Raw genomic sequence first — 17,834 nt, 5'->3', positions numbered from 1 at the left:
CACGTCATGGCGCGGATCGTGGTCGTCGGTGCCGGGGTGGGTGGGCTGGCCACCGCCGCCCGGCTGGCCGCCACCGGGCACGAGGTGACCGTCTTCGAGCAGGCCGGCACGGTCGGCGGCAAGCTCGGCCGGTACGTCCACGACACCCCGGCCGGCGCGTTCCACTTCGACACCGGGCCCAGCCTGCTCACCCTTCCGGAGGTCTTCCACGACCTGTTCGAGGCGACCGGCGCGAAGCTCGACGAATACCTCGACCTGACCCCGCTGGACCCGATCGTCCGGCACGTCTTCCCCGGCGGCGGGCCCACCCTCGACTCCTGCGCCGACCCGGCCGAGTTCGCCGGCCGCGTCGGCGCGGCGTTCGGCGACCGGGCCGCCGCCGACTGGCAGCGGCTGTGGCGGCGCGCCGCCCGGGTGTGGGACGCCTCGCACCGCGACATCCTGCGCCGGCCCGTCGACTCGCCGCTGGACCTCGCCGCGCTGGCCTGGCGGCTGGGCGACCTCGCCGCCATCGCCCCCGGGCGCACCCTGCGCGGGCTGGGCCGCCGGCACCTGGCCGACCCCCGGCTGCGGATGCTGCTGGACCGGTACGCCACCTACACCGGGGCCGACCCGCGCCGGGCCCCGGCGGCGCTGGTCGCCGTCCCGTACGCGGAGCTGGCGTTCGGCGGCTGGTATCTGCGCGGCGGCCTGGGCACCCTCGCCGACGCGCTGCTGACCCGCTGCCTGGACCTGGGCGTGGTCGTGCAGACCGGCACCACGGTCACCCGGATCGACGCGGCGGGCGGCCGGGTCCACGGGGTACGCCTCGCCGGCGTCGCCGCGCCCGTGCCCGCCGACGTGGTGGTCGCCAACGTCGACGCGCTGACCCTCTACCGGGACCTGCTGCCCAGCCCGCGCCGGCTGGCCGGGCTGACCGACCGCAGCCTCGCCGGCTTCGTGCTGCTGCTCGGGGTGGCCGGCGAGACCGGCCTGGCCCACCACAACGTCTTCTTCCCGCGCGACTACGACGCCGAGTTCGACGCGGTCTTCGGTCACCCCGGGCGGGGCGTGCGGGCCCGGCCGGCGTCCGATCCGACCGTCTTCGTCACCGTCGCCGACGATCCGGCGGTGCGCCCCGCCGGGCACGAGGCGTGGTTCGTGCTGGTCAACGCGCCCCGCCACGGCACCGCCACGGGCGCGGTGGACTGGCGGCGGCCGGGCCTGGCCGACGCGTACGCCGACCGGGTCCTCGACGTGCTCGCCGAACGCGGCGTGGACGTGCGCGACCGGCTGGTGTTCCGGGAGGTCCGCACCCCGGCCGACCTGGACGCCGCGACCGGCGCGCCCGGCGGTGCGATCTACGGCACGGCGGGCGGCCTGCTGCGGCCGGCGAACCGGGGGCCGGCGGCCGGGTTGTGGCTGGTCGGCGGCTCCGGGCACCCGGGAGGCGGCCTGCCGATGGTCACTCTCTCCGCGCAGATCGTCGCCGACGCCATCGGCCCGGATTGGGGGTAAGGAGGGGCACCTTGTTAACGCATTCTGTCGAGCAGGGGCCCCTTCTTAACACCCCGCTGCGGCGGGACCGGGCGGCACGGCGGAGCGCTGCGGCGGGTCAGCCGGCCTCGATGAGGGCGCGGCGGACGGCGGCGAACAGCTGGCCCAGCCCGAAGCCGGCCAGCAGCACCCAGACGGCCGTGGCCATCGTGATCGTGCCGGCGGTCAGGTCCGGGTCGATCAGCCCGGCGAGGCCGGACAGCAGCAGCCCGACCAGGGCCACGCAGACCCGGGTGGGCCGCTCCCCCACGGTGACCGCGCCGATCTCCCGCATCCCGGCCGACACCGACCGGGCCCGGACGTACTCGTGCAGCCAGGACAGCCCGCCGGCGGCGGCGACCAGCGCGCCCGGCGCGCCCACCAGCCAGAACGCGGTCAGCCAGGCGGCCTCGCCGAGCCGGTCGGCGACGGAGTCGTAGACGTAGCCGAGCCGGGTGGTGCGGTTGGTGGCCACCGCCACCGCCCCGTCGACGCTGTCGGCCACCGACGCGGCCAGCACGAACAGCGCCGCGAGCACCGGCCCGCTCACCGGCCGGACGGCGAACAGCGGCACGCAGAGGCAGAGCAGCACCCCCGCCACGGTGACGGCGGTCGGGGTGACCCGGAGGCGGCCCAGCACGTACCCGACGTGGTAGGCGAACCGCAGCCAGGCGCGGACCACCGGGGCCGCCGCCCGGGGGTCGAAGCCCCCGTGCAGCCGCGCCCACGCCGTCGCGTACTCGTCCCAGTTCAGCGAAGTGCCCACCACGGAACAACCGTCGCACCGGCGCTGTGGTGTCGCGCCACTGGGGTCACACCCGCGCGCCGACCTGCAACTGCTGCCAGACCTCGCGGGTCGCGGTGGACCGGTTGAGGGTGATGAAGTGGATGCCGGGCACGCCCTCGTCGAGCAGTCGCCGGCACATCTCGGCCGCCTGCTCGATGCCGAGCCGGCGGACCGCCTCCGGGTCGTCGGCCACCTCGGCGAAGCGCGCGGCCAGGGCCGGCGGGAAGGGTGCCCCGGACAGCTGCACGGACCGCTCGATCGTGCTGAGCTGGGTGACCGGCATCACCCCGGCCAGGATCGGGGTGGCGCAGCCGGCCGCCGCCACCCGGTCCCGCAGCCGCAGGTAGTCGTCGGCGTCGAAGAACATCTGGGTGATCGCGAACTCCGCCCCGGCCCGGCACTTGCGCACGAAGTGCGCGGTGTCGCTGGCCACGTCGGGCGAGCGGGGGTGCTTGTAGGGGAACGCGGCCACCCCGACGCTGAAGTCACCGGAGTCGCGCACCAGCCGCACCAGGTCCTCGGCGTAGAGCACCCCCTCGGGGTGGCGGACCCACTCGCCGCCCGGGTCGCCGGGCGGGTCGCCCCGCACGGCGAGCACGTTGCGCACCCCGACGCCGGCCAGCCGGCCGATGACGTTGCGCAGCTCGGCGACGGAGTGGTTGACGGCGGTGAGGTGCGCCATCGGCAGCAGGGTGGTCTCGGTGGCGATCCGCTCGGTCACCGCGACCGTGGTGTCCCGGGTCGACCCGCCGGCCCCGTAGGTGATCGAGACGAACGAGGGGCGCAGCGGCTCCAGCTCGCGGATCGCCTGCCACAGCAGCCGCTCGCCCTGGGCTGTCTTGGGCGGGAAGAACTCGAACGAGAAGGTGGGCTGACGGTCACGGATCAGCTCCCCGATCGCCGGCTGCGGGTTGGGGAGGACCGAAGGTAGACCGAGAGCCATGGACCGACTCTAGCGGCCGGGACGCACCGCACCCAGGACCTTCCCACCTGACGCGACCGCCACGCGAGCCCCCGCGCGGGCCCTCCCGCAGCGGCGGGTCGGGCGGAGCGTCGTACCCCCGGGGTAGACAGGCGGTAGCGCGGACGGGGCCCGCGCGGGGGTCAGCACCGACCGGCGGCGCGCCGGTCCCGCCTGGTGCGCGGGTCGACGCCGCCCTCGCGCCGACCCTGCCGGAGGACCCATGACGCCGTCCACGCCGCCCGGCCCCGAGCCGCTCGGGCCGCTGCTCGCCCGGCTCCGACGGGCCCGGGGCCGCAGCCAGCAGGCCCTCGCCGCCGAGCTGTGCGCCGCCTCGGGCGTGCCCACGCTGAGCCGGCACGAGGTGTCCCGCTGGGAGCGGCAGCTCCGGGTGCCGGGAGGCTTCTGGCTGGGCTGGCTGGCCGTGGTCCTGGCCACGCCGGTGGAGCTGCTGGCCGAGGCCGCCGGGCGGGCCCGCCGCGCGCGCCGCCGGGCGCAGCCGGCCGGCCCGGCACGCCCACGAGCCGGCGGTACGCCGACACTCCGCCCACGCCGGCACGCCACCCACGCCCCCCGCTCCTCTCCACGGCGCGGCCAGCAGCCCAGCCGGCCCTGTCGGCCCACCTGACGCACCCGGTCAGGGAGCCGCCGCCCGGAAGGAAATCCGTCAACACGGAAAGGGGAGCCTTATGCCCACTTTGCCGACATCAATGTCGGCGGGAGCGAAAAGACATGGCGTACGTTTCCGACGACTCAGCTGCATCGCATTTCGGGTCGGCGACCATACGGCCAGCAGGCGTCCCAGGGGCGGCGGCGAAGCGGTGCGGGGCGGCGGCCCACGCGGCGATGTCGAGCAGAGGCTCGGGCCCAGTGACGTGCTCGGCCGCCCAACGAATGCGACGACAAACGTGGCCACACAAACGGCGCAACATTCCACAGCGGAAATTGAACACTCGATGAAGTTTCACCACTCAAGGGTTACCTTGTGCAATCGGCGCGACCTAGTCTCCGCCCCATGTCTGAGATCTCCCGCCGTAAGCTTCTCGGTGCCGTCGCTGGCGGCACCGCGATTTCTTTACTGCCCCCGTCAGTGCTGAGGGCGATGGCAGCGCCGCCGCCTCCCGGTGGCCTGAACGCGGTCGAACACGTCATCATCCTGATGCAGGAGAATCGCTCCTTCGACAACTACTACGGCGCCCTCAGGGGCGTGCGCGGCTTCGGCGACCGCACACCGCTGTGCCTGCCCACCGGAGCCAGCGTCTTCGAGCAGCCGCGGCCCGGCGGTGGCAAGGTTCTGCCGTTCTCGGCCCGGCAGGCGGCGGTCGACGCCGGTCGCCCCGAGAGCGACATCCAATACCTCGGCGCGCTCCCGCACGGCTTCTCCGACGCCAACCAGGCGCGGGCGAACGGCTGGTGGGACGACTGGGTCGCGGCCAAGGGCCAGAGCACCATGGCCTTCTACGACCGGCGTGACATTCCCCTCCAGTACGAACTGGCCGACCGTTTCACCATCTGCGACGCCTACTTCTGCTCGGTCTACGGCTCGACCAACCCCAACCGCAACTACCTGTGGACCGGCACGACCGGCTACGAGCCGGACGGCGTCAACCGGGCTGTCACCAACGCCGCCTACTCCTACGCCCACGCGGGCTACCAGTGGACGACGTACCCCGAGCGGCTGGAGGCCGCCGGCGTCTCCTGGCAGATCTACCAGGAGTGGGACAACTTCACCGACAACGCGGTCGAGTACTTCCGGCCCTGGAAGGAGATCGGCCGGAAGATCCTTTCCAAGGTCAGCGGCCAGTACTCCACCACGGAGCAGTTCTACGACAGCCTGTTCGGCAAGACCGCAGACCAGCGCAAGGCCGCACTGGCCCAGTTCCAGCAGGGCGTCGACTCGCTGACCGAGGCGGAGCGCCGGTTGTTCATGCGAGGGGCGTACCGCTCCGAGCCGGACACCCTCGTCCAGCGGCTCAGGTCCGACATCAACAACGGCACGCTGCCGAAGGTGAGCTGGCTGGTTCCGACGGCGGCGCTCTCCGAGCACCCCAGCACCTCCACCCCGGTCGGCAGCGCCAACCTCATCTACGACATCCTCGACGCCATCGCGAGCGACCCGAAGACCTGGTCGAAGACGGCTCTGTTCATCAACTTCGACGAGAACGACGGCTACTTCGACCACGTACCCGCCCCGGTCGCGCCCCGGCCGGACTCCGGCAACAGCGACGACTGGTTCAACGGTCTTCCGGTCGGCCCCGGCCCCCGGGTGCCGATGACGGTCGTCTCACCGTGGACGGTGGGCGGCTTCGTCTGCTCGGAGGCCTTCGACCACACCTCGGTCATCCGGTTCCTGGAGAAGTGGACCGGCGTCCAGGAGCCCAACATCAGCGCCTGGCGCCGCAGCGTCTTCGGCGACCTGACCTCCGCCTTCGACTTCAAGCGCAGGCACCCGCAGCCCGAGGTGGAGCAGCCCGGCCCGGTGCCACCGGCGGTCGGCCGCTGGAACCCCGCACCGCCGAAGAACCAGGCGCTTCCGGCGCAGGAGACCGGCACCCGCCGGACGCGGCCCTTGCCGTACCGCCTGTCCCTGCGGGCCGACGTCACCGGCACCGACGTCCGCCTGCGGCTCGGAAACGCGGGCACCACCGCCGCGACGTTCACCGCCTATCCCGCTGACGGCACCGCCCCACAGCCGTGGACCGTCCCTGCGCGCGGGACCGCCGACAACACGATCGGGTACGGTGCCGACGGCTACGACCTGCAGGTCACTGCCCCCGGCTGGTCCGTCTGGATGCTGCGCGGCACCGGTGTGGGCGCCGAGGCGTACCTGGTCGACCAGGCCGTCCCCGGCCAGGTGAAGGTGAAGTGCGCGAACCCCTCCACCACCACCCGCAGGCTCCTCGTCGGCGAGTCGGTCTACCCGCGCGACGCCGGCCACCGTGGACGGCCACGTCACCCCCTCCAGACCGTCACCCTCGCGCCCGGCCAGACCCGGACCGTGCCCGTCCACCTTGCCGACCACGGCTGGTACGACGTCGTGGTCGTCGACCTGGGAGACCCGTCGTTCCTGCGCCGGATGACCGGCCGCCTGGCCGACTGCAGGCCCGGCGTCACCGACCCGGCGACCGGCACCGCCCCGGCGCTGGCCGCGACGATCACCCTGCCGGAGGCGCTGCCCGCCCTGGACACGCAGTTCGTGCAGAACAGCCCGACCGATGTCGTCGTCACCGTGCGGAACCAGGGCGGCACCAGGATCGACCGACTCTCGGTCGCCCTGCTCGCCCCCTCCGGCTGGACGGTCGAGCGGACCGCCACGGCACCGAAGGTGCTCGCCGCCGGGGGCTCGGCCGACGTGCGCTTCACCGTCACGCCGGCCCCGAACGCCACGGCAGGCCGCCTGGTGGTCGCCGCCCACGGCGACGGCGACGGCCTGCTCAGGCTCGCCGACGCGGCTGTCGGCTTCCGGGTCGCCCCGGCGATGAGCGTCTCGCTGACCGGTCCCGCGAGCTCGCCCGGCACCGACGGCACCGTGCTCTCGCCGGGCAGGCCGGTAACCGTCACCGCCACCGTCACCAACGCCGGCGGCGCCCCGCTCACCGGCCTGGCAGCCACGCTGGCCCTCCCGACGGACTGGACCGCCGCCCCCAGGGGCGACGTGCCGGCGGCCGTCGCGGCCCGCTCCTCCGCCCGCCTGGAGTGGGACGTCGTCGCGCCCGCCTCGGCGGCGCGCGCCTCCGGCAGCCTCAAGGCGACCGTCACGGCGGATCTGCGCGGCAGCGCCCAGCAGGCGACCGCGTCCCTGCCGGCCAAGACCGGGCCCGTCATGACCGGCTACCTGCTCGCGGAGGACTTCGAATCCGTCGCGCCGGCGCTCGCTGCGGCGGCCGACCTCAGCCGGCCCGGCCTGCTCGGCTGGACGCGGACCGCCCCCGAGGGCTGGACGGTCACCAACGCGCCGGGAATGCCGCAGGGCACCCGGGAACTACAGGGCTGGACCTTCCTGTCCAAGCAGTTCTGGTTCCCCGGCGGGCAGAACCGCCCCAACTTCAGCCGGTCCCTCGGCGTGGTCGCGGTCGCCGACCCCGACGACTGGGACGACACCGGCAGCCCGTCCGGCCAGGGCCAGTTCGACTCGACCCTGACCAGCCCGGCGGTGGCCATCCCGGCGGGCACCTCCACCCTCCACCTGGGCTTCGACTCCCACTACCGTCAGGAGAGCCCGCAGGAGGCCGAGGTCACCGTCCAGTTCGACACCGGCGCCAAGGTCAAGGTGCTGCACTACAGCAGCGCGACCTCCGGGAACACCAACCAGGGCCAGGACCAGGAGAACCGGCTCGTCCAGCTCTCCTGTCCCGTCCCGGCTGGGGCCACCTCGGCAAAGGTCGATTTCCGGATCTTCAATGCCGGCAACAACTGGTACTGGGCGATCGACAACATCCGCCTGGGCACCAGCCCGATCGCCGACGCCTGACCGGCCAGCGGCCTGACCGTCCCGCGCGGGGACGCGTTGTCGTCCCCGCGCGGCGTTCCGCAGTGATGGTGGTCGGCAGCAGGGTGGTCCCGGTGGCGATCCGCTCGGTCCCCGCCGACCGTTGTCCCGGGTCGACCCGCCTCCTGCCGATCGGCGGGGGGCGGGATCCGGTCGTTGTTCGGTCGCTCCGGCACGAGGTGTCGAGCGACGCGCGGCGGGCCCGGCCTACGCCGGACCCGCCGCTCGGACTCACGCCGGCCGCTGACTCACGCCGTCAGCGTCGGCTCGCGCTCTCAGCGCTGCAGGGTCAGCAGACCCGGCCGGTACGGCAGGAGGCCGTAGTCGCCGCCCGAGTTCGTGGCGCGGCCCTGGTACAGCAGCTGCAGGTTGCACGGGTCGATCGTGTTCGTCTGATCCGCGCTGGTGCGCAGCAGCTCGCCGTGGCTGATGTCGTTGGTCCAGGTGGCACCGCTGTTGGCCTTGCCCGCGAACGGGTTGTTGTAGGTCGTCGCGTTCGGCGTCCAGGTGCCGCTCAGGCTGGTCGCCGTGAACGAGCGGAAGTAGCGCTCCCAGGAGCTGGTCCTGGCCTCGATGATCATCAGGTACTGGTTGCGGCCCTGCACCTTGTAGACCTGCGGTGCCTCGAAGATGTTCTCCGAGGTGTCGCTCATGATGGTCGTGTAGCTGGAGCCGAAGCTGCCCGGGAAGTTCCCGATCGGCATGATCTGGCGGTAGATCTTGCCGTTGTCGCCGGCGAAGAACAGGTACATGTTCTGGTCGTCGCCGATGATCGTCTGGTCGATCACGCCGGTGCCGGAGTCGGTGATCGTCGCGGTCGACAGGGGCTGCGGGGCCGACCAGCCGTTGGCGTTGGCGGGGTTGGTCGACGTGCGGTACGAGAACGACGTCGGGCCCCACTGGTGGGCGAGGATCCAGATGTTCTTCGGCGCGAAGTAGAACAGCGACGGCGCTACGGTGCTCTGGCTCATGGTGTTCTGGGGGGCCGAGCCGAGCTGGTTGAGGTTGTCGACCAGGCCGAAGTTCATCGAACCCCAGCCGCCGGTGGCGCTGCTGCTGTGGGTGGTGGCGTACACCAACTGCTTGCCCTGGTAGGGGGCGATGGTGAAGTCCTTCAGTGACGCCCAGCCGGCCTTCGGCTGCGCCAGCGGGCCCGTCGACGACCACCGGTACGTCGACGGCAGGTCGCACGTGCCGCCCGGCGGGGGCGTCGTCGGCGGCGGGGTGGTGGGGTTGGTGCCGCCGTCGACGCGGACCAGCTGCCACTGCTGGTTGCTGCCGTTCCAGTCGTCGTACTGCACGATGTTGCCGCCGTCGGCGGTGGAGGCGCCCTGCACCTCGACCACCTTGTTGCTGTTCCGGTTGATCAGCCGGACGTAGCCGCTGTCGGAGTCGGCCAGCCGGAACTGCTGGTTGGTCCCGTTGCCGTCGGTCCACTGCACGATGCTGGCGCTGTTGGCGGTGGAGAAGTTGTAGACGTCCAGCACCTTGCCGGACAGCCGCGACTTCAGCCGGTAGTAGCCGCCGCCGGAGTCCACGAACTGCCACTGCTGCTGGTTGCCGTTGTTACGCGTCCACTGGGTGATCCGCGCCCCGTCGTTCGTGGCGAGGTTGTAGACGTCCAGGGCCTTGCCGCTGTTGCGGTTGACCAACACGTACCACGCGTTCGTGTCGACCGTCGCCGCGGCGGCGGGCGTCGACACCGTGGCCGCGGCGGCCACGCCGAGCACCACCGCCGACACGCCGGCGGCGACGACCCGAGACAGCCACCCGCGTCGCCGCTGCGGCGGCGGTGCGATCGATGGCGATCCACCAATGGCAGACATGATCCTCCTTCAATGACCAGAGATGGGCAGCGCGGGGACGGCCGCGCGCGTCGATGATGTGAGCGCTAACATCACGTACGCAGGCCTGGCGCACGCCAATCCAAGACCAACGAAGCGGGCTTGCCCGGCAGCCGTGGGCGTCGTCGTCCTTGACCATCGACTGTGAGCGATAACACGCCGTTCGTCAAGTCGTAATGTTCGATACCCGAGCGAACGTCACGCACCGTCGGCGACGCGCCCACCCGGCGGGATCGGCTCCGGGCCGCCGCCCCGGCGGTGTCCCGTCACCCGGACGTCCCCACCTCGCCGGCCCGAGCGGCCGGTGACACGCCATGCACCGCCGATGCGCAGCTCACCGGGCGACCCGCTAGCGTCGGGGCGTGACTCACGCAGCTCCCGTATCCCCCGTCGACCGCGCCGGCCTGCGTCAGCGGGTCGACAAGGCCCTCGCCGGGTTCCTGGCCGGCCAGCGCACCTGGCTGACGGCCGTCGACGAGGCCCTGGTGCCGGTGGCCGAGGCGATCGAGGCGTTCGTGCTGGGCGGCGGCAAGCGGCTGCGCCCCGCGTTCGCGTACTGGGGGTTCCGGGGGGCGGGCGGCGGCGACGCCGACCAGGTGGTGACCGCCCTGGCCGCGCTGGAGTTCGTGCAGGCCAGCGCGCTGATCCACGACGACCTGATGGACCGTTCGGACACCCGGCGCGGCGAGCCGGCGGTGCACCGGCGGTTCGCCGCCCGGCACCGGGGGGCCGGTTGGGGCGGCGACGCCGACGGCTTCGGCGACGCGGCGGCGATCCTGCTCGGCGACCTCTGCCTCGTCTGGTCCGACGAGCTGCTGCACTCCGCCGGGCTGGACCCGCGGATCGTCGCCCGGGCCCGGCCCGTCTTCGACGAGATGCGCACCGAGGTCACCGTCGGGCAGTACCTCGACGTGCTGACGCAGGCCACCGGCGACACGTCGGTGGAGCGCGCGGGCAAGGTCGCCCGGTACAAGTCGGCCAAGTACACCGTCGAGCGTCCGCTGCTGCTGGGCGCGGCGCTCGCCGACGCGCCCGCCCACGTGCGGGCGGCCTACTCGGCGTACGGGCTGCCACTGGGCGAGGCGTTCCAGCTCCGCGACGACGTGCTCGGGGTGTTCGGCGACCCGGCGCAGACCGGCAAGCCGGCCGGCGACGACCTGCGCGAGGGCAAGCGGACGTACCTCGTGGCGGCGGCCGTGGCGGCGAGCGACGACGCGGGCCGCGCGCTGCTGCTCGGGCGGCTCGGCGATCCGGAGCTGGACGCCGACGGGGTGGCCCGGCTGCGCGAGCTGATCACCTCGACCGGCGCGCTGGCCCGCACCGAGGAGCGGATCGCGGCGCTGACCGAGACGGCGCTCGCCGCGCTGTCGGCCGTCGACCTGGAGACCGAGGCCCGGCAGGCGCTGGTGGACCTCGCCATCGCCGCCACCCGCCGCACCGACTGACCCGCCCGCCACCCCGGCCGGCGACCTCCGCCCCGCGGCCCGGCCCTGGCCCGGCCGGGTGCGGAGGTCGGCCGGAACCGGTCAGAAGCCGAGGGCCTGGGCGCGGCGCTTGACCTCGCGGGCGTGGTCGCCGCCGAGCGTGGCCGCCGGGGTGCCGCCGGAGAGGGTGTCGTCGGGCTCGTAGAGCCAGCGCAGCGCCGCCTCGTCGTCGTAGCCGGCGTCGGCGAGCAGGGTGAGCACGCCGGGCAGGTGCTTGAGCACGGTGCGGTTGGCCACCAGGTCGGCGGGCACCCGGCGCACGCCGTCGCGGCGCACGGCGAGCAGCTCGCGGTCCCGGATCATCTGGTGGACCTTGCTGATCGACAGGTCGAGGCGCTCGGCGACGTCCGGCAGGGCCAGCCAGCCGGCCGGGTCGCTCGGGCCGGCGAGGTCTGCGCCGGAGGCGGCCTGGCCGGAGGGTACGGAGTCGGTCACCCGATCACCCTGCCACGCCCCCGCCCGGACGGCGCGCGGCACCCCCCCTCGCCCCGCAGGCGAGGGGCCGGCGGGGGCTCCGGAACCGGTCCCACGCGCGCGGCGCGGGGGGCACCCGGCCATCCGGCTGTAGCATCCGGTGCAACCTCCACCCTCCGGAGACATAGACTGCCTGCCGATGGACACACAGGTCGCCGACACGTTGCTGGGCTCGCTGCTCGACGGGCGCTACCGCATTCGCGGTCGCGTGGCCCGTGGCGGCATGGCGACCGTGTACACCGCCACCGACGAGCGCCTGGAGCGCACCGTCGCAGTCAAGATCATCCACCCGACCCAGGCCACCGAGGCGCGGGCCCGGATGGCCGGGTTCCTGGCGCGCTTCACCGACGAGGCGAAGACCATCGCCCGGCTGACCCACCCGAACGTGGTGGCGGTCTACGACCAGGGCACCCACGCCGGCCTGCCGTACCTGGTCATGGAGTACGTGCGGGGCCGCACCCTGCGCGACGTGCTCGCCGAGCGCCGCCGGCTCAACCCCGACGAGGCGCTGGCGATCATGGAGCAGATGCTCGCCGCGATCGCCGCCGCCCACCGCGCCGGCCTGGTCCACCGCGACGTCAAGCCCGAAAACGTGCTGGTCGCCGAGGCCCCCACCGGCGGCGTGGCGAACCTGGTCGACAGCGTCGTCAAGGTCGCCGACTTCGGGCTGGCCCGGGCCGTGGAGGCCAGCTCCGAGGAGGAGCCGGGCAACCAGCTCATGGCCACCGTGGCGTACGTCGCCCCGGAGCTGGTCACCGACGGCCGCTCCGACACCCGCACCGACGTCTACTCGGCCGGCATCGTGCTGTTCGAGATGCTCACCGGCCGGGTCCCCTACGACGGCGACCGCCCGGTGGACGTCGCCTGGCAGCACGTCGACCGGGACGTGCCGGCCCCGTCGACGCTGGTGCCCGGCCTGCCCCGGGTGCTCGACGACCTGGTCGCCCGGGCCACCCGCCGCGACCCGGGCGCGCGCCCCACCGACGCCGGCGCCCTGCTGGCCGAGGTCCAGGTGGCCCGCGACGACCTGGGCAACGCCAACACGCACACCGCCGTGCTGCGCCCGGTGACCGACGAGACCAGCGCGATGGCGCAGCCGACCATGGCGGTCGCGGCGGTCCGCCCGGCCCAGCGGCCCGCCTGGGCGCGGCTGCCCGAGCCCGAACCGCAGCGCCCGCACCGGCGGCGGGCCGCCCCCGAGCCCGAGGGGCCGCTGGCGCGGCTCGCCGCGCTGCGTACCCAGATCATGGGCGACCCGCGCGGCCGCAAGGGCGTCCTCGCAGCCCTGGTTGTCCTCGGCCTGGTCGTCGCGCTCACCGGCTGGTGGTTCGGGATGGGCCGGTACACGGTCGCCCCGGAGCTGGTCGGCCTCACCAAGGCCGAGGCGGAGGGGCAGGCCGGCCGGGGCGGATTCGTGCTGCGCTACGCCGAGCCCCGCTACGACGAGAAGGTCCCCCGCGACGCCGTCCTGACGCAGGACCCGGCCTCCGCGGCCCGGATCGTCAAGGGCGGCACGATCACCCTCACCCTGTCCCGGGGCCCGGAGCGGCTGCCCGTGCCCGACGTGGTCGGCAAGGACTTCGAGCTGGCCGAGGCGGACCTGACCAACGCCGAGCTGGTGGTGGCCAAGGGCGGCTCCCGCTACGACGACAACCTGCCCGAGGGCGTCGTGGTGGCCACCGACCCGAAGGTCGGCACCGAGGTGAAGCCCGGCGCGAAGGTCACCGTCATCCTCAGCAAGGGCAAGGCGCCGATCTCGGTGCCCAACCTGGTCGGCAAGAACCTCGGCGAGGCCCGCGCCGCCCTGGCCCAGCTCGGCCTGGTCCCGGTGGAGACCTACAAGAAGTCGGACAAGCCGCGCGACGAGATCCTCGGGCAGAGCCCCGCCAGCGGCACCGGCGTGGAGAAGGGCGCCCAGGTCAAGCTCGACGTCAGCGAGGGGCCGCCGCAGGTCGTCGTGCCCCGGGTGGTCGACCTGCCCTGCCAGCAGGCCAAGCAGCAGCTGGAGAGCCAGGGCCTGCCGGTGAACGTGCAGTTCAACCCCAACGGCACCGTCCGGTTCCAGAACCCGGGCGAGAACTCGCAGGTGCCGCCCGGCACCCCGGTCACGATCGGCTGTCTGTGAGCACCCCCGCGCCCCGCCGCCCGGTCGGCTCGCACACCCCCACCTCGGGCGGGCTGGCGAAGGCCGCCCTGCCGTACGTCGACGCCGCCGCTTCCGAGGCCGTCCAGGTCTACGTGTCCAACTCCCGGGGCTGGGCGCTGCCGGCGGGCGACCCGGCCCAGGACGCGCTGTTCCGCGACGGCTGCGCCGCGCGCGGGGTGCCCGTGTTCATCCACGCGTCCCTGCTGGTGAACCTGGGCTCACCCACCCCGGCCACGGTCGAGCGGTCCGCGCAGACCCTGGCCCACGCGCTGCGCCGGGGGCGGGCGATCGGCGCCCGGGGCGTGGTCTTCCACGCCGGCAGCGCCGTCGACGCCGGGCACGCCGACGCGGCGCTACGCCAGGTGCGCGAGGCGCTGCTGCCCCTGCTCGACGAGACCACGGCCACGGACGGCCCGCTGCTGCTGGTGGAGCCGAGCGCGGGCGGCGGCCGGTCACTGGCCTCCCGGGTGGAGCACCTCGGCCCCTACCTCGACGCGGTGGACCGCCACCCCGGCCTGGGCGTCTGCTTCGACACCTGCCACGCCTGGGCCGCCGGGCACGACCTGGCCGCCGAGGGCGGGATGACGGCCTGCCTGGACACGCTGGTGGCCACGGTGGGGCCCGACCGGCTGCGGCTGGTGCACGCCAACGACTCGAAGGACCTGTGCGGCTCGACCCGGGACCGGCACGAGAACATCGGCAAGGGCAGCATCGGCGAGCCGGCGTTCGCCGAGCTGATGACCCACCCCGCCACGGCCGGCATCCCGATCGTGGTGGAGACCCCGACGGAGAAGCACGAGGGCCACGCCACCGACATCGCCACCCTCAAGCGCCTACACCCCTGACCCCCGCCCTGGGGGCGGGCGGTCAGCGGCGCAGGATCGCCGCCAGGACAGTGGCGGCGCGGTCGACCGCGTCGTCGTCGACGTCGAGATGGGTGACCAGGCGGGCGAGGCGCGGGCCGAGCACCGAGATCAGCACCCCCTCGGCGCGGGCCGCGGCGGCCAGGCCCCGCGCGTCCAGCTCGGTCTTCGTCAGGTCGAGCGGGACCAGGTTCGTGCGCACCGGCGACGCGAGCACCCCGAACGGGGCGAGCGCCTCCGCCAGGCGAGCGGCCTTCGCATGGTCGTCGGCGAGCCGCTCGACGTGGTGCGCGAGGGCGTACCGGCCGGCGGCGGCGAGCACCCCGGCCTGGCGCATCCCGCCGCCCATCCGCTTCCGGATCGTCCGCGCCCGCCCGATCCGCTCCGCGCTGCCCACCACCAGCGAGCCGACCGGCGCGCCGAGGCCCTTGGACAGGCAGACGGACAGGGTGTCGAACAGCGCGCCGTACTCCGCCAGAGGCACCCGGTCGGCCACGTGGGCGTGCCAAATCCGGGCCCCGTCGCAGTGCAGCGCGAGGCCGTCGGCGTCGGCGACCCGGCGCAGCTCGCGCAGCGTGGCCAGGGGGATCACCCCGCCGCCACCCCGGTTGTGGGTCTGCTCGACGGCGATCGCCCGCGTCGGCACCGCGAAGTAGCCGTCCGGCCGGACCATCCCGGCGACCACGCCGGGGTCGAGGCCCGCGCCGGCCGCCGGCCACGTCCGCGACGAGATCCCGCCGTACGCCGCCGCCGCGCCGATCTCGTACGTCACCACGTGCGCGTCGGCGTCGCAGAGCAGCTCGTCGCCCGGCGGCACCACCAGTTGCAGGGCGATCTGGTTGGCCATCGACCCGGTCGGGGCGAACAGCGCCGCCTCGTGCCCGAACAGCGCGGCGGCCTCGGCCTCCAGGGCGTTGACCGTCGGGTCCTCGCCGTAGACGTCGTCGCCGACCTCGGCGGCGGCCATCGCCTCCCGCATCCCGGCGGTGGGCCGGGTCACGGTGTCCGACCGCAGGTCGACAACCTGCTGATCAGCCACCGTGCCGCCTCCGGCCGCCGACTGCGGGGCTCGCAAGCTCACTCCTCGCGTCAGCCACGGAGCATCTCCGCCACGAGGAACGCCAGCTCCAGCGACTGCTGGGTGTTCAGCCGGGGGTCGCAGGCGGTCTCGTACCGGTCGGGCAGGTCCAGGTCCTCGATGCCCTGCGCGCCGCCGAGGCACTCGGTGACGTCCTCGCCGGTCAGCTCGACGTGCAGGCCGCCCGGGTGGGTCTCCAGCCCCCGGTGCACCTCGAAGTAGCCGAGCACCTCGTCGACGATGCGGTCGAAGTGCCGCGTCTTGTAGCCGTTGGAGGACTCGTGGGTATTGCCGTGCATCGGGTCGCACTGCCAGACCACCTTGGCGCCGGCGGCGGTGACCTTCGCCACGATCGGCGGCAGGGTGTCGCGGACCTTGTGGTTGCCCATCCGGCTGATCAGCGTCAGCCGGCCGGGGATGTTCTCCGGGTTGAGCTTCTCGCAGAGCTCGATCGCCTCGTCGGGGGTGGTGGTCGGGCCGAGCTTCACGCCGATCGGGTTGGCGATGCGGGAGATGAAGTCGATGTGCGCCCCGTCGATCTGCCGGGTGCGCTCACCGATCCACAGGAAGTGCCCGGACAGCCCGTACGCCCGGGTGCCGGAGACCCGGGTAAGCGCCCGGTCGTATTCCAGCGCCAGGGCCTCGTGGGAGCAGTAGAGGGTGACCGTGCGCAGCGCGTCGTCCTCGGTCATCCCGCAGGCCTGGATGAACGCGATGGCCCGGTCGATCTCCCGGGCGATCGCCTCGTAGCGCTCGCCGGCCGGGGAGTTCTTGACGAAGCCCTTGTTCCAGTCGTGCACCGCGTGCAGGTCGGCCAGCCCGCCGGCCAGATACGCCCGGAGCATGTTCATCGCGGCGGCCGAGTTCGCGTACGCCCGGATCATGCGCTGCGGGTCGGCGACCCGGGCCTCCGGCGTGGCCTCCAGCGAGTTGATCAGGTCGCCGCGGTAGGCCGGCAGCCCGCGGGCGTCGGTCGGCAGCGACCGGGGCTTGGTGTATTGCCCGGCGACCCGGGCGACCTTGACCACCGGCAGGGACGCGCCGTAGGTGAGCACGATCGCCATCTGGAGCAGGGTGCGGGCGTTGGCCAGCAGGTGGCTCTCGGTGTTGTCGGCGAAGGTCTCGGCGCAGTCGCCGCCCTGGAGCAGGAACGCCTTGCCCTCGCAGACCAGGGCGAGCTTGCGCCGCAGCTGGTCGACCTCGTACGGCGCGACGACCGACGGCACGGTGTCGAGCACCTTGCAGACCTCGGCGACCTGGGCCTGGTCGGGCCACGGCGGGACCTGCGCGCGGGGCAGCTCCCGCCAGCGGTCGAGGCCGAGGGCGGCGTCCTCGGCGGAGTCGACGGTCGGGCGGCTGGTCTGCAGGCCGGGGCTGCCCACGGCGGGATGGCTCAGCTGATGCCACTCATGGCGCATGACGGAAAGCGTACGGCGACCGCCCGGGCACCCGACGGGCGAGGGGGACGGTTTCCGGCAGTTGGAAGATCAACGCCGACCCGGGGCGTGATCAGGGGGTGACCGACGGCTCCGGGGTGTTCCCGCCCGGCGCCTCGCGCGCCACGCACCAGTCGGCGCCGCTGCGGGTGACGGTGAACAGCAGCGGCCGGGTGGCCTCGCGGGAGCCGGCGGTCACGGTGATCTCCGTGCTGACCTCCTGCCCGCCCGCGCCCGCGCGGACGTCGGTGATCGTCGCCCCGGTCACGGTGAAGTGGTCGGCGAAGTCGCCGTTCGGGCCGGTCGCGGCGGCGTCGAAGGCCGCCTGGGCGGGGGCGCAGAGCTGGCCGCGCCCTGCGGCCACGTCCTTGGCGATCATCGCGTCGAGGTACGCCTGGACCCGCTCCCGCGACTTCGCGGTCGCCTCCTCGGCGGGCGCCCGGCCGGGCTGCTGGGCGGCGTCCTCGTCGTCGCTGCCGCAGCCGAGCAGGGCGAACGGGAGGACCGCGAGTGTCGCGACCAGCGCCGCCCTGGTGGCCACCCTGGTGTTCGTCACGCCCATCCGTCCCTCCCCTCGGCCCCGGCACACCGGGGACGCCGCCGATGGGCGAGTCTGACACATCACCCCCGCGCCACGCCCACGCCGGGCCGCGCCCACGCACGCCCGGGCCCGGAAACCGCCGTGCGGACGGTTCCCGGGCCCGGGGTGTTAGCAGGGGACCCCTGCTATGCAGAATGCGTTAACAGGGGGCCCTCC

13 protein-coding genes are annotated in these 17,834 nt (G+C 73.8%); 6 read left to right on the top strand and 7 right to left on the bottom strand.

Features of this window, described 5'->3' with window-relative positions:
• The first annotated feature begins 6 nt into the window (after positions 1-6).
• Positions 7-1,497, top strand: coding sequence for a phytoene desaturase family protein (locus tag ACVMYR_RS17050; protein WP_091278378.1), 1,491 nt, complete (start codon positions 7-9; stop codon positions 1,495-1,497).
• Between the two features lie 97 nt (positions 1,498-1,594).
• Here the strand turns inward: ACVMYR_RS17050 and ACVMYR_RS17045 are convergent, their stop codons facing one another.
• Both ACVMYR_RS17045 and metF read right to left on the bottom strand, forming a co-directional pair.
• Positions 1,595-2,284: a CDP-alcohol phosphatidyltransferase family protein gene (locus ACVMYR_RS17045; protein WP_077939032.1), complete on the bottom strand. Its 690-nt coding sequence runs from the start codon at positions 2,282-2,284 to the stop codon at positions 1,595-1,597.
• Between the two features lie 43 nt (positions 2,285-2,327).
• Entirely contained in the window at positions 2,328-3,245 is a 918-nt protein-coding gene (metF, locus tag ACVMYR_RS17040; protein WP_077939031.1) for a methylenetetrahydrofolate reductase [NAD(P)H], read from the bottom strand.
• A gap of 241 nt (positions 3,246-3,486) precedes the next feature.
• On the opposite strand from metF, the gene ACVMYR_RS17035 reads away from it, so the two are divergent.
• Together ACVMYR_RS17035 and ACVMYR_RS17030 are read left to right on the top strand one after the other, a co-directional pair.
• A complete protein-coding gene (locus tag ACVMYR_RS17035; RefSeq protein WP_077939030.1) occupies positions 3,487-3,891 on the top strand; it encodes a helix-turn-helix domain-containing protein in 405 nt (134 codons plus the stop codon).
• A gap of 387 nt (positions 3,892-4,278) precedes the next feature.
• Positions 4,279-7,734, top strand: coding sequence for a phosphocholine-specific phospholipase C (locus ACVMYR_RS17030; protein ID WP_457122199.1), 3,456 nt, complete (start codon positions 4,279-4,281; stop codon positions 7,732-7,734).
• Positions 7,735-8,027: 293 nt separating this feature from the next.
• Here ACVMYR_RS17030 and ACVMYR_RS17025 read toward each other — a convergent pair whose 3' ends face one another.
• Positions 8,028-9,578, bottom strand: coding sequence for a non-reducing end alpha-L-arabinofuranosidase family hydrolase (locus tag ACVMYR_RS17025; protein ID WP_431898019.1), 1,551 nt, complete (start codon positions 9,576-9,578; stop codon positions 8,028-8,030).
• A gap of 380 nt (positions 9,579-9,958) precedes the next feature.
• On the opposite strand from ACVMYR_RS17025, the gene ACVMYR_RS17020 reads away from it, so the two are divergent.
• On the top strand, positions 9,959-11,041 hold the full coding sequence (locus ACVMYR_RS17020; RefSeq protein ID WP_077939027.1) for a polyprenyl synthetase family protein: 1,083 nt from the start codon (positions 9,959-9,961) through the stop codon (positions 11,039-11,041).
• Positions 11,042-11,122: 81 nt separating this feature from the next.
• On the opposite strand, the gene ACVMYR_RS17015 is transcribed toward ACVMYR_RS17020, so the two are convergent.
• Complete coding sequence (locus ACVMYR_RS17015) at positions 11,123-11,515, bottom strand: Rv2175c family DNA-binding protein (protein ID WP_043969299.1); 393 nt, start codon at positions 11,513-11,515, stop codon at positions 11,123-11,125.
• Positions 11,516-11,693: 178 nt separating this feature from the next.
• On the opposite strand from ACVMYR_RS17015, the gene pknB reads away from it, so the two are divergent.
• Together pknB and ACVMYR_RS17005 are read left to right on the top strand one after the other, a co-directional pair.
• Complete coding sequence (pknB, locus tag ACVMYR_RS17010; protein WP_077939026.1) at positions 11,694-13,679, top strand: Stk1 family PASTA domain-containing Ser/Thr kinase; 1,986 nt, start codon at positions 11,694-11,696, stop codon at positions 13,677-13,679.
• Positions 13,676-14,545 carry a deoxyribonuclease IV gene (locus ACVMYR_RS17005; protein ID WP_091278386.1) on the top strand — a complete coding sequence of 290 codons (870 nt, stop codon included), beginning with the start codon at positions 13,676-13,678 and terminating at the stop codon, positions 14,543-14,545. Before pknB ends, ACVMYR_RS17005 begins: the two co-directional genes overlap by 4 nt.
• Positions 14,546-14,567: 22 nt before the next feature.
• Here ACVMYR_RS17005 and ACVMYR_RS17000 read toward each other — a convergent pair whose 3' ends face one another.
• The 3 genes from ACVMYR_RS17000 to ACVMYR_RS16990 form a co-directional block, all read right to left on the bottom strand.
• The gene (locus tag ACVMYR_RS17000) at positions 14,568-15,602 is read right to left on the bottom strand and encodes a threonine aldolase family protein (RefSeq protein WP_396787835.1); all 1,035 of its coding nucleotides are present in this window, start codon (positions 15,600-15,602) and stop codon (positions 14,568-14,570) included.
• Between the two features lie 50 nt (positions 15,603-15,652).
• Positions 15,653-17,059: a class II 3-deoxy-7-phosphoheptulonate synthase gene (locus ACVMYR_RS16995; RefSeq protein ID WP_043967233.1), complete on the bottom strand. Its 1,407-nt coding sequence runs from the start codon at positions 17,057-17,059 to the stop codon at positions 15,653-15,655.
• A 91-nt stretch (positions 17,060-17,150) separates the two neighbouring features.
• Positions 17,151-17,639: a hypothetical protein gene (locus ACVMYR_RS16990; protein ID WP_256091881.1), complete on the bottom strand. Its 489-nt coding sequence runs from the start codon at positions 17,637-17,639 to the stop codon at positions 17,151-17,153.
• Positions 17,640-17,834 lie beyond the last annotated feature (195 nt).

The organism is Micromonospora sp. PTRAS2, assembly GCF_054052245.1.
Note: the sequence above shows the minus strand (reverse complement) of the source record. Positions and strands in the feature narration are given on the sequence as shown.